Raw genomic sequence first — 12,566 nt, 5'->3', positions numbered from 1 at the left:
ATCATTTTAAGCAAGTGGGACAAGAAAAGAGGAACTATGGAACCAATATTGACGGTGCAACAGATGCGAGAGCTGGACGAATTTGTAATTAACCGCGATGATGCTGCCCAAAGTTTAATGAGAAAAGCTGGTGAGGCGCTAGCGGAAGAGCTTTTGCCGTTCAAAAGCATTGCGATTGTGTGCGGAAGCGGCAACAATGGCGGCGATGGATATGCTGCCACATATGCGTTGCAAGAAAAACATCAGCTGGACGGCAAATTCATCACGATTTTCTACACCAAGGAACCTAAGAGCCCTGAATCAATTTTCTTTTTCGAAGGGATAAATTCAGAAGACATAAAATTAGAGCAATTCTCCACTGATGAGGGCGTCAAAAATATACTTGCAGAAAGTGATTGCATAGTCGATTGCCTGCTAGGAACTGGATTTTCAGGAGTTCCTCGCGGAGACATAAAAGATGCTATTGAGATTGTAAATGAGGTCAAGCTGGCGCACCCTGAAATCACGGTACTCAGCATGGACATCAACAGTGGAGTTAATGGCGACACTGGTGAAGGTGTAATTGGAGTTAACAGCGACATCACGTTATCGATTGGCTACAAAAAACGCGGCATGATTACTTCTGAGTTTTCAAAATGGTCAAAAAAAGTTGTCAACAAGAACATAGGATATGAGTTATCAAAAGACAACTTCAAGCCATTTGACTCACCCGATGATATCTTATGGGTTGAGTAGAGAAACACAGAAAGACAATCGTGGAGTGAATTGACATCAGCGAATGTGTTTTTATCAAAATTAGAAGGGATTGATTTCGAATCTAATGAAAGAATGCAAGTGAGTGGCAAATATAGCGACCTTAACATAAAAGCAGTTTTTCTAAAACATCTAGTTTGGAAAAAAAGGTTGTAGCCGTGTCGATGCTTTTAAATAAAGCGGGTGATGCGGATTGCCAGACTTTAGAGGTTCTCCAGAGCAAAGCCAGTTAGCACCAGCTTCATCTCCCGCCGCTACCAGGTCGTTCACGCAATCACGCAAATATCCTCGCTTGGAAACGACATTACCCCATGCACACCAAACATCCTTGCTTGGCGAAAGACTGAGCAGATATTTAAATGCCTCCACGTTTTCTTTCTCAAGAAAAGAGTTTCGATTTTTTTCCATGTCATTTGGGTCAGTCGCTCGTTGAGGATACACATTAAGCATCAAAAAAGAATCGTAGCCATTTGAATGAGCAATGCGCTCAGCAGACTGTAACGTGGGATCAAGAGCATCTGGCGCCGCTGTTGATGGATTAACCCCAACTACAATCAACGGGTTCGCACCACGAGTGCCCAAAACATAGCGATATTCGCAGTAGGTGTTGGGCACATATAGCCATTTTTCTACATCATATTCAACATTCTCAACAAGTGCTTGCGCAAGTGCCTCATCAAACGAGAGGCAATCGCACTCCTTAGTTGTTGATTTTGGAACGTGCCTCAAAATTCACAACTATTTCGGTTGGCCATTGTGGTCAAAAAGAGGGAGTTCGCCGAGCGTGATAACGTCAGCGCGATTCTGAGAATCGCCCTCCTCAAGAATTGCCATCTTTCCAACAATGTTCGCATGAGCGGCATCGGCAAGATTCTCAAGCGCACGAAGTGATTCGCCAGTGCTAACAACGTCATCCACAATCAACACTCGCCTGTTTGCGAGCTTTTTGAAGTCAGATTTTCCAAGATAGAGCTTCTGCTCACCTTTTGTGGTGATAGATTGAAGTTTTGCCTGGACGATGTCTCCCATGTAAACCTTTTGAGACTTGCGAGCGACAACGTAATCGTTCATTCCACTCTCACGCGCCATTTCATATGCAAGAGGAATGCTTTTTGCCTCAGCGGTCAAAATGATGTCAAATTCAGGTGCGCGCTTTAAAAGCTCAGCCGCGCAATATGTCGTCAGCTCAACATCCCCAAACAAAATGAGAGCGCCAATCATCGTATCTTCACTCACAGGAAACAGAGTTAAATCGCGCTTCAGCCCTGCAATGTCAATTGTATATTCCACAAGATCTCCTTCACTCACACAACGTTTTAGTATATCTCTATTAGAGTTTTGGATGAATAGCAGAGCGCAATGCGAAAGTTAATTAGAACCAAAGGGTATCTTTTAGATGGCAGTTAAAACTCTAACCTCTACCGTTATGATATGAAGAAACAAGGAGCATAAAAATGAAAACTATCAACGTTGTTGCGGCAGTAATAGTCAAGAACGGAACAATCCTTGCAACACAAAGAGGCTACGGAGAATTTGAAGGCGGTTGGGAGTTTCCCGGTGGCAAAATTGAATCGGGAGAAAAACCAAAAGACGCCATCATTAGAGAAATCCACGAAGAACTAGGCGCCACAATAGAAGTCGATGAATTCCTTTGCCAGGTTGAATATGACTATCCCACATTTCATTTGAGCATGAAAACATTCCTATGCAAACTTTGTGACCCGCACTTCAAACTTCTTGAACATCACGCAGCCAAATGGCTTACACCAACTCATTTAAATGAAGTTGACTGGCTCCCTGCAGACGTGCAAATCGTGGATTTAATCAGAGAAAAAGGTATTTGTGGTAATTAATCACCAAAGTTACTGAGAAAATAATCATATAGGTCAGCCCGAACTGGATTTTCCAACTCATATTCAATCTCTACGGCATTTGTTTTGTTGTCCGCCATTAGTATTTGTTTAAACACTCCTGTCGGATGTATTTCACCAAGAAAGTAATACTCTTTATTCGCGTCCCTATCCTCTTTATTTTTCCTCAGAAATAAGAAGCAACGCATTCCGTTAGAATAAGCGTCTTTTAACATACAAATTTCAGGTGAGTTTAGATTTCTTTTACTCTTCGAAATAGCAACTATTTTCCTGTCTGAGATAAATCTATCTTCATATTGTGTGGTTACACTAATCGAGGGGTCTTTCTCGTAATTTATAAAAACAGGAAACGTATTTGTTTTCTCGTCGAAGAAATAACCGCCAACGTTTTGATAATTGGGCTCTTTTGCCCACTTGCAAAGATAACAAACTTCTGAACTTGTGTATTTCTCATAAAGAACAAAGTCTGTATCTTTGTATCTTTTAGAATATTGCCTTTTATTCCTTGCTAAACCAAAAGCAATAATGTCTTTCAAATATTGACAGAAGTAGACATCATCAAAAGATTCCCTAAATTCAGCAGAAAGCAATTTATCGTTTCCCATAATTTGAGGAGAATTCCTAAAGTAGTGACCAGATAAAGCGTTTACCGCAGAATCAAGTTCATCTTTTGTTCCCTCAAAACTATTAGAAAAATCGGAAAAAGCGAGATTGCGAATCGCTAAATTGTTGATTATTTTGAGTTCAAGCTCGCGGTTTCCCGGCGCAAATCTCTTCGAAACAAAACGAAGAAAAGAAAGCTGCACCTCATTACATTTGCTCCGACAATCCGCGTCATATCGTTGCAAAAAATCTGTATATGATTTATATTTCGAAATAATTAGAAGTGGATCAATCGCACCCTGCTCATCAAAATCTAGTAAAGTCGGAATTCGTCCGAGCTGACGTTTTAGGTCTTCATATTCTCTTCTAATTAATTGAGCATTTGAAAAAGAACTTACTTCAATTGCTCTAAATATTCGTCTCTCAGCAATCTCATCAAATGTAACGGTCGAACTACCTGGGATGCTACTGCTTCCTTCCTTAACAACTTTACGAAGATTATCTTTGTTGTATGTTCGATCTCCTGACAGGGCAACAGGTATCAAATAATTCTGCTGATAGTTGCCTATAAAATCAAGGACCAGAGTATATTCTTTATCGTCAGCTTTTCTCAATCCCCTACCTAGCTGCTGCACAAAAATAATTGCAGACTCTGTCTTTCGCAGCATAATAATCTGATTAAGAGAGGGAATATCAATGCCCTCATTAAAAATATCAACAGAAAATATATACTGGAGATTTCCTTTTTCAAGGTCCAAAATGGCTTGGTTTCTTTCCGCATTTGAAGTCTCCCCGCTAATAGCGCGAGTTTTGTAACCAAGTTTGTTAAACTCGGCAGATAGTGTCTTCGCCTCGTCATTTCTACTGCAAAAAATTAAACCCTTGCGTGACTCTTTTCTAACAGAGTATTCTTCAATTTTCTCTGTGATGTGACGAACCCTCTCTTTTGAAGTTAATTTTCTAAAGAGTGACACATCCTCGACGTTATTTTCGTCAATTTCAAGATCTGCTATTCCAAAATAGTGAAATGGAGTGAGCATGTCATTGTCAAGGGCATCCTGTAAGGTAATTCGATAAGCTATAACATGATTAAATAGTTGATAAACATCATAACCATCTGTTCTATTTGGCGTTGCTGTCATTCCTAACAGAAATTTAGGCGTAAAGTACTCAATTATCTTCTGATAGCCCGCAGCGCCGACTCTGTGTGCTTCATCAACTATAATGCAATCAAATTCATCAGGCTTAAAATCCATGAGATGGCTTTGCAAAGTGCCCACCATGGCGAACACACAAGATGAACTCTTCTCTTTGTTGGAACCTCCATACATCCCGTATGAATATCTATCTTCCAAAACGTTCTTAAAGCTATTCATGGAATCACGAAGTATCCGTGCTCTGTGTGCGACAAAAAGAACCTTCTTTGGCTTTGTTAAAAACACATCAAGAGCTGATAAATAGGTCTTGCCAGTTCCAGTCGCTGAAATCAAAAGCGCACGCGAAGCGTTTCTAGAATGCAAAACCTCAAGAGCTTCAAGTGCCTGACTCTGCATCTTGTTGGGCTTAATACTGCAGCCAAGGAAAGGATCTGAATCCTTATTTTGCTTCGATATAGCGCGCTTGTTTTCTGAAATGCCTGAAATCTCTTTCTGCGCTTTGCGCTGAGCATCAAGAGATGAACTTCTAAAGGACTTGAGTTCGAGAAAGGCTTCTTCATAAGAATCAATCCACGATGATGTGAGTTTAATCGCCTCTGGACTAGCCCAAAGTTTTTTGAATTCTTTTTTTGATTCCTCTAAAATCTTTCCACCAGGGAAAGATTTAAATAGGACGTTCCATTCCTTATTACATGTGAGCGCTGCCTGAGTTAAATTCGAACTGCCGATGATGATTGTTGAGATTTCACGCCGGTCAAAAAAATAACCTTTTGAATGCAAATCTCCATTGAAAATTCGACTTTCAATGTTTGGGTACTCGAGGAGCTTTCGTAAAGCATCAGGAGTATTAAACATCTGGTATGTAGAAGTCAAAATTCGACCAGGTATCCCCCTTTTCTTTAGTTCAGAAAAAACTTGGGCAAGCACTTGGATGCCGCTGTCAGTGATAAAAGCTACTGAAAAGTCAAAACTCACACAATCGTTAATCTCACGTTTTATTACAGAGAGAACATCATCTTTTTTATCACTGTCATTACTGACTATGTGCGGAGCATAACGTTCATCGGGCTCAAAACAAGAACCAATAAAGCTTGACTCTAAACTTTTAGAGAAATCAATAGCACTGTAAAAATGCTTATCACCATATTGATCAAAATCACTTTTAACTCGTATTTCTTCGATAATTAGTTCGTTCGACACAGTCAACCTTTCGCGGAGTTAAGCATAGTTGTGCATGACGAATGGCCACAACCCACAACATCTACATTTTCGCATGTTACAAGACTCAATCTCAACTGTCTCTGTATTGTCGTTGTTATAATTTAGCAAAAGAGTGTTACTGAAAGGAGTCTTCATGGGCGATGTGAAAATCATAGAACTAAAAGCATCGATTTTTGAGAACAACGACAAACGCGCGCAACTTTTGCGTGAAGAGTTGAAAGGAAAAGGGACATATCTTCTAAACGTTATGTCATCGCCTGGCTCGGGCAAAACGACAACGCTCGTAAACACGATAAATCGCATTAAGGACAAGCTGAAAATTGCCGTTATGCAGGCAGACATTGATTCTGACAAAGACGCACGAACCGTTGCGAGCGAAACTGGTGTGGAGTCGATTCAATTGCACACCGGCGGCATGTGTCACCTCGATGCCGACATGACGCGACAAGGAATCGAGAGTCTCGACGGCGATTTCGACCTAGTGATTCTTGAAAACGTGGGCAATCTGGTTTGCCCAGCTGAATTCGATACAGGTGCCGTGAAATCAATCACGATTCTTTCTGTGCCAGAAGGCGACGACAAACCTCTGAAATATCCTCTCATGTATCAAGTCTCGTCGCTTGCTCTCATCAACAAAATCGACGTTCTGCCCTACTTCGACTTTGACGTGGACAAAGCTAAGGAATACATTGCAAGGCGCAATCCCGATGCGAAAGTTTTACCTGTAAGCGGGCGCACAGGCGAAGGCATCGAGGAATTCGCACAGTGGCTTCTCGACGAAGTCGCTGCGTGGAAAGCGTAAAAACATTTAAACATGTTGCTTCGTTTTGGTTTTTAAAGCCGCGAGAAGAAATTTGAGCTACTCCTGTTCCACACTCCGCTAAGCGAGACAAAGGAAAAAGCATAGAGTGGCGGGGCATTAACTCCGCCACTGTGACACGCTGGAGAATAAATCTTCCTAGAGAGTTCATTGCTCCAGCATTCTTATGTTTTCCGGCATCAACGTTAGATAACCACGATTACTCAAGAATCCACAAAATGTAGCTTTTAGAAGACAGTAATCTACGAAGAGCAGAATTGCTGAACCACTTGATTCGGCGAAATTCAGATTTTTAGATTTGCTCGTTAGGAAATCTTTGAAACGAAGTCGGCAACCAGTTCAGGATTTTTATTTGAACCTTCTGACTTTCGATCAAAAAGGGAAACTTGATGCTCTAAATTTGGGAGAATTTTTGAGAGTTTTTTAATGCAACGCTCATTGCGACCGCTGCCGCTCAGAGTAAACACAGCAGTGATTTTGTCGAGACAATTGCAGTTTTTCAAAAATGTGTTTACAGGAGAGGCGACAACCCCTGCCCAAACCGGCGACCCCAAAATCAGCTCATCATAGGAATCCAAGGCAGGCAAATCTTTAATTGCAGGCTTTGCGCCAGACATCGCTTGAAAGGCGCCCTTCTTTAGCATTACATTTCTGTCTTCAGGCAGCTTCTCAACAGTTTCAATTTGAATCAAGTCTGCACCAGTCTCTTTAGCTATCTTTTCTGCGGCTTCCAACGTGTTGCCTTCATATGAAAAATAAATTACTGCTTTCTTCATGAGTCAATCTCCTAGCTTTTCTCAAGCGCAAACACGTTCAAGAGCGATTGTTCACGAGCTTGTTGTTCCCACATAAACGTTGCCACACTTGCATCGGGCCCCCTTAATTCACATAAATTATGCATCATTGATAGACGAATGTTTGATGATGTGAAAATTGAGAAACCCTTTAAGCACAAATAGACAAACTCATGCAAAAACAGGACTCCACCTTTAATTAGTAATAAACTCGGCAAAACAATGAATGGATTGAACTCAACTGCCAAAGTAGCAACGTTTAAAGACCATCGTTGCAATAAATGCTCTAATTAAAAATGAGCATTCACAACGTTGGATAAATGAGCCTCTCTTGAATGATTTGAATTAGGACTCGATTAGCTTGCCATCCACGGTAACGGTGACCACGTGCCAGGGAATAAATTTACCGCTTCTTTGCAAAGCTTTTTTTGTTGCAATCTCAAGCCCAGCGCAACATGGGACTTCCATGCGAACAATCGTCACGCTTTTGATGTCGTTATTACCGATGATTTCAGTTAGCTTTTCAGAATAGTCAACCGCATCGAGCTTTGGACATCCGACTAGCGTAATGTGACCTTTGATGAAACGCTCGTGGAAAGATGCATGTGCATAGGCTGTACAGTCAGCAGCAATGAGCAACTTTGCATCATCGAAATATGGCGCATTAACTGGCACCAGCTTGATTTGGATTGGCCATTGCGACAGCTGGCTCGCGGCCTCAGCATGACGGGCCGGCTCGGGCACACTAGAAGCGTGCTTAATTTTTCGCGACTGACTCCCCGGACAACCACACGGCAAAGTCATCCCTTCTTTCTGCATTTTTGCCTCCATGTTCGCAATCACGGCTTTTTCGTCATACGGTGCCGCTTCGCGCTCTACAAAAGTGATTGCGCCAGTTGGACACGCAGGCAAACAATCTCCGAGTCCGTCACAATAATCGTCGCGAATCAGCTTCGCTTTCCCGTCAATCATCGCAATTGCACCCTCATGGCAAACCTCCGCACATGCGCCGCAACCGTTGCATTTTTCCTCGTCAATTTCAATAATTCGTCTCTTCATGAAAACACCTCCGAAGTTTTGAACTCATTTTATTGATATAAAATCAACTTGTCGGTTGAATATTCAACAAAGGACCAAGATTTTGAAAAACTATTATGCGGTCATCAAATCGTCTTCCCTCTTTTCAGGAATTTCGGAAAATGAATTGACAGTCGTGCTGCCATGCCTGGGAACAAGCATCAAAAAATATGAAAAAGGAGACTTTATGCTCAGAGCGGGAGACTCCACCGACTCAATTGGTCTTGTGCTAATGGGTTCAACTTTAGTAATCCAGGAAGACATTTGGGGAAACAGAAACATTTTGCACAAGGTAAACCCTGGCCAGACTTTTGCCGCAGCGTTTGCGTGCGCGCCTGGATCGGTGTTAAACGTTAGCGTTATTGCTGAAAATCCAGCAACAGTGATGTTTTTGAGCGTTAAAAAAATTCTAACAACATGCCCTTCAGGTTGCGCACACCACAATCGAATAATCAGGAATCTGCTGGCGGAAATTGCAGAAAAGAGCCTGCAACTAAACGAAAAACTCACGCACATTGGTCAGCGAACAACGCGCGCAAAACTCATGGCCTATCTATCAGACGAAATGAAGCGAAAGAACAAGTGCGAGTTTGACATCCCTTTTTCGCGGCAACAGCTGGCAGACTATCTTGGAGTCGAAAGAAGCGGTCTCTCGCTAGAACTTGGAAAAATGAAGAATGAGGGTATGTTAGATTACCACAAAAACCACTTTAAATTAAAGCCCTGGCAAGAACTAGATTGAAGTGGTTAAAAAGTAAGCCAACAAAGCAGAGCCTATCAATAATTTTTTATGTTCGAATTTCAGAAAACCATGGTGGCGCTAAACAAATACATTTATGCAGCATCAAACAAATCTTTGAACTCACAATCCATTTTGCACAGAAAGAAAATGCCCGTTAGAACCCTCAAATCAAGAGTCACATTGCGCTGAGGAAGGGCAAGGCGTGCTGTTTGTGCCTGTTAAAACCCTCAAATCAAGAGCCACATTGCGACCTGCCAGAAAAAACATCACTTGGGCAGATGACCTCAAGTGCCAAAAGATCTCTTGTCCCTGGCCAAGAATACTTAAGACAAATAAATCTCAGGTTTCAAAATTCCAATGTATGGGAGATTGCGATATTTTTGAGCATAGTCAAGTCCGTAGCCAACAATAAATTCATTTGGACAATGAAAAGCGAGGTAGTCAATATCAAATGGGATTTGGTTTTCGACATCTTTGCGAAGAAGAACAGCAGTTGAAATCGACTTTGGATTCTTGCTTTGCAGGAAATTGGTTAGGAACTGCATTGAATTTCCAGTGTCATAAATGTCTTCGATGACTAGCACATGCTTTCCAGTGATTGAAGACGAAACATCCTTTTTGATTTTCACGGAGCCTGACGATTTATGACCATCACCATAGCTAGAAAGCTGCATGAAGTCGGCTTCCATTGGAAGGTCGATGCAGCGGCAAAGGTCAGTAGAAAAAGTAATCGCACCACGAAGGACAGTGATTGCTACAATGCCGTCTTTGACTTTGTCTTTAAAGTCGTCGGTGATTTGAAAACCGAGCTCTTCGACGCGAGCCGCAATCTTTTTTTCAGTGTAAACAACTTCCGTCAGGTCATCCCTCATGCTGTACATAATCTTCCCTCCATCGCCAATTTCCAAAATCCGCGCAACTCACAAAAACAATACTCAAATTTTATTCCAAAACACAGGGGACAGCCTACCAACCCCTTTTGTGAAAGGAGATATTTTTTTCCTTCAATTGATTTCGCTCGAGCATAGAACAAAGAAATGTTAGTCTTTTCAACGGCGGAAGCAACAACCGATTTAATTAGGCTGCTCCGCAGAGTGAGCGCAGTGGGATGTAAAAAAATACGTGAGGAAAAATTGCGTGAGTTTTGCGCGGCGAAAGCGTTGACGAAAACCTGTAAAACGCGCCTGGGCGTGTTTTATCCGAACGCACGGATTCCGCGAAATGGCATTTCACTGCATTGTTATTACGCGGAATCCTAGAGTGTGTTTTCGGAGTCGATTTCGACGCGCAGCGAACTCTCATTTCAAGGATTCTGGAGCGTCCCTCCTGCGCACACTCTGCGGAGCAATAACAAAAAGGCGAGCATTCCGCCCGCCTTTAAGTAAACAAATTTACACGTTGTAATTAAGCTATGAGCGAAATTATGCGAAGAACAAAAATGATTGATGCCACCCAGAGCACCCAATGCACCTTGTTCGCTTTTCCTTGGAAAATGCGAATAATAACGAATGCGAGCATTCCAAACATAATGCCATTTGCAATTGAGTAGGTGAAAGGCATCATGATGAGAGCGAGATAGCCACCCATGGCTCCAGCGATGTCTTCCGAGAAATCCATGTTTCTGACGTTGCTCACCATGAGAAGACCAACAAAAACTAGAGCAGGAGTCGTTGCAAACGATGGAATTGCCAGGAAAATCGGGCTGAGAACAAGAGCAACGATGAACAAAATTGCGGTTGTGAATGCTGTGAGACCTGTGCGTCCGCCTGCTGCAACGCCTGCAGAAGATTCAACATAGGAAGTAACTGTTGAAGTGCCAAGACATGCACCTGCTACTGTGCCAATAGCATCAGCCATTAAAGCCTGCTTAGCTTTTGGAAGATTGCCGTCTTCGTCAAGAAGGTCTGCCTTGCCAGCGACTGCAATCAGAGTTCCAGCTGTGTCGAACAAGTCAACAAACAAGAATGCAAACACAATGACGATAAATTCAATAATGTGCCCAGCTACATAATCAAAATTAAAAGCACAGAACGCCGGTGCAGCAATAGAGATTCCCTTCGAAAAATCAGGGAATAATGAATAAACGCCAGCCTCTGGATCAACTACATACCAACCAGCAGTTTGAGCGACCATTCCAAGCCCCCAAGTGACAAGGATTGCCCATAGAATATAGCCTGGAACTTTGTAGTGATACATAAGAGCACAAACAATCAAACCGACAAGAGCAAGAACAACCTCAGGCGAAGCGAAGTTGCCAAGCGCAACAATAGTGCTTTCGTCAGGAACAACAATGCCAGCTCCCTTCAAGCCGACAATTGCAATGAACAGACCAATGCCCGCCGAAATGCCATATTTCAGGTTGGCTGGAACGTCGTTAATGAGCGCCTCGCGGAATTTGCACAGCGTGAGCATAATGAAAATGATGCCTTCGCAAAGAACAGCTGTAAGAGCAATTTGCCAAGGATCTTGAATTCCAGCCTGCGCCATCGGAACGCAAACTGAATAAACGAAGTAGGCGTTTAGGCCCATTCCAGATGCTAGAGCAACAGGATAATTGGCATAAAAAGCCATAATTAAAGTTGCAAAAGCAGCCGAAACAGCGGTGGCGGTGAACACGCCTGCGGCATCCATTCCACTGCTACTCAAAATTGATGGGTTGACGGCTAAAATGTAGGCCATCGACAAAAATGTGACACAACCTGCAAGGACTTCTGTCTTTACATTTGTGCCGTGTTTTTGTAGCTCAAAAAACTTTGCTACCCTTTCCACTTCCAAACCCTTTCTAAAGAAATTTATAGGACTTGTTCATTATATGTTTGATGAAATACTTGAATACGAGATTTAATGCAGATGAAAGAAGAATTTTGCCAGCTTGAAACACGCAAGACGCTCAACCAATCAAACTAAAGAAGTTAGAATCCACTAACTCAGTTAGAAGAAAAGCTATCAGACTCAAACCCAAATTAAAAACTTGAGAAAACGATTATTTTTCTGGGATTTGCGTTTTTACAACGTTGTTACCATGCGCTTGGAGCAACTTGACGAGATCTTCAGCTTTCAAGAAAACGGTGGCGGTGTTGTCGTTTGGATGACATCCAATTAGACCTTCATCTGCGAAAAAATCTTCATCAATAAAGAATGTGACGTCTTTATCAACGTTATTCATGATTCCAAAAGGTGACACCGCCCCGGCATAAATGTCGAGTTTGTCTTTTAGTTCTTCTTCCTGACAGAATTTCAGCGGACGTGTCTCGTGAAGCTTGCGGAAAGCCTTGATGTCAAGATGTTTGTTTCCGCGAACAGAGATTAGATAGTAGTTGTTTTTCTTGTCATCGCGAATGAAGAGATTCTTAGCATCTGCTTCTTTGTGCGGAAGTTCGACATCGCATAGCTCGTCCATGGTCCAAACAGCACCATGCTCAATTGCTTCATAATCAACATTATTGTCGTTCAAGAAATCGTAAACATCCTGCTTATGCATAAATTCTGCTCCTTCAAACTGAGAAACCATCAGACAAGAATATTTTA

The 12,566-nt window shown here is 42.1% G+C and carries 12 protein-coding genes; 4 read left to right on the top strand and 8 right to left on the bottom strand.

From position 1 onward, the window contains the following. Window positions 1–36: 36 nt before the first annotated feature. Complete coding sequence (locus tag FXZ76_RS01960) at window positions 37–735, top strand: NAD(P)H-hydrate epimerase (RefSeq protein ID WP_079535448.1); 699 nt, start codon at window positions 37–39, stop codon at window positions 733–735. A 150-nt stretch (window positions 736–885) separates the two neighbouring features. Here the strand turns inward: FXZ76_RS01960 and FXZ76_RS01955 are convergent, their stop codons facing one another. Together FXZ76_RS01955 and FXZ76_RS01950 are read right to left on the bottom strand one after the other, a co-directional pair. After that, complete coding sequence (locus FXZ76_RS01955; RefSeq protein ID WP_079535447.1) at window positions 886–1,482, bottom strand: DUF1643 domain-containing protein; 597 nt, start codon at window positions 1,480–1,482, stop codon at window positions 886–888. Between the two features lie 9 nt (window positions 1,483–1,491). Next, window positions 1,492–2,043 (bottom strand): phosphoribosyltransferase family protein, encoded by a 552-nt coding sequence (locus FXZ76_RS01950; protein WP_079535446.1) that lies wholly within the window; start codon window positions 2,041–2,043, stop codon window positions 1,492–1,494. Between the two features lie 164 nt (window positions 2,044–2,207). Between FXZ76_RS01950 and FXZ76_RS01945 the strand changes: the two genes are divergently transcribed. Then, window positions 2,208–2,606 (top strand): (deoxy)nucleoside triphosphate pyrophosphohydrolase, encoded by a 399-nt coding sequence (locus FXZ76_RS01945; RefSeq protein ID WP_079535445.1) that lies wholly within the window; start codon window positions 2,208–2,210, stop codon window positions 2,604–2,606. On the opposite strand, the gene FXZ76_RS01940 is transcribed toward FXZ76_RS01945, so the two are convergent. Continuing rightward, window positions 2,603–5,584, bottom strand: a complete 2,982-nt coding sequence (locus tag FXZ76_RS01940; protein ID WP_231961724.1) for a DUF3427 domain-containing protein — start codon at window positions 5,582–5,584, stop codon at window positions 2,603–2,605. The two genes, FXZ76_RS01945 and FXZ76_RS01940, sit on opposite strands and share 4 nt — an antisense overlap. A gap of 154 nt (window positions 5,585–5,738) precedes the next feature. Here FXZ76_RS01940 and hypB point away from each other — a divergent pair, with 154 nt between their 5' ends. Beyond that, the gene (gene hypB / locus FXZ76_RS01935; RefSeq protein ID WP_079535443.1) at window positions 5,739–6,407 is read left to right on the top strand and encodes a hydrogenase nickel incorporation protein HypB; all 669 of its coding nucleotides are present in this window, start codon (window positions 5,739–5,741) and stop codon (window positions 6,405–6,407) included. Window positions 6,408–6,730: 323 nt separating this feature from the next. Here the strand turns inward: hypB and FXZ76_RS01930 are convergent, their stop codons facing one another. Continuing rightward, window positions 6,731–7,201, bottom strand: coding sequence for a flavodoxin family protein (locus FXZ76_RS01930; RefSeq protein WP_079535442.1), 471 nt, complete (start codon window positions 7,199–7,201; stop codon window positions 6,731–6,733). 363 nt (window positions 7,202–7,564) lie between these two features. After that, on the bottom strand, window positions 7,565–8,278 hold the full coding sequence (locus FXZ76_RS01925) for a 4Fe-4S dicluster domain-containing protein (RefSeq protein ID WP_079535440.1): 714 nt from the start codon (window positions 8,276–8,278) through the stop codon (window positions 7,565–7,567). Between the two features lie 82 nt (window positions 8,279–8,360). Between FXZ76_RS01925 and FXZ76_RS01920 the strand changes: the two genes are divergently transcribed. Continuing rightward, window positions 8,361–9,038 (top strand): Crp/Fnr family transcriptional regulator, encoded by a 678-nt coding sequence (locus tag FXZ76_RS01920; protein ID WP_079535439.1) that lies wholly within the window; start codon window positions 8,361–8,363, stop codon window positions 9,036–9,038. Between the two features lie 323 nt (window positions 9,039–9,361). Here FXZ76_RS01920 and hpt read toward each other — a convergent pair whose 3' ends face one another. The 3 genes from hpt to FXZ76_RS01905 form a co-directional block, all read right to left on the bottom strand. Next, entirely contained in the window at window positions 9,362–9,919 is a 558-nt protein-coding gene (hpt, locus tag FXZ76_RS01915) for a hypoxanthine phosphoribosyltransferase (protein WP_231961723.1), read from the bottom strand. A gap of 523 nt (window positions 9,920–10,442) precedes the next feature. Continuing rightward, complete coding sequence (locus tag FXZ76_RS01910; RefSeq protein ID WP_197682087.1) at window positions 10,443–11,807, bottom strand: NCS2 family permease; 1,365 nt, start codon at window positions 11,805–11,807, stop codon at window positions 10,443–10,445. Between the two features lie 214 nt (window positions 11,808–12,021). After that, window positions 12,022–12,519 carry a prolyl-tRNA synthetase associated domain-containing protein gene (locus tag FXZ76_RS01905; RefSeq protein WP_079535437.1) on the bottom strand — a complete coding sequence of 166 codons (498 nt, stop codon included), beginning with the start codon at window positions 12,517–12,519 and terminating at the stop codon, window positions 12,022–12,024. Window positions 12,520–12,566 lie beyond the last annotated feature (47 nt).

This window comes from Phoenicibacter congonensis (assembly GCF_902386915.1).
Taxonomy (GTDB): domain Bacteria; phylum Actinomycetota; class Coriobacteriia; order Coriobacteriales; family Eggerthellaceae; genus Phoenicibacter; species Phoenicibacter congonensis.
Note: the sequence above shows the minus strand (reverse complement) of the source record. Positions and strands in the feature narration are given on the sequence as shown.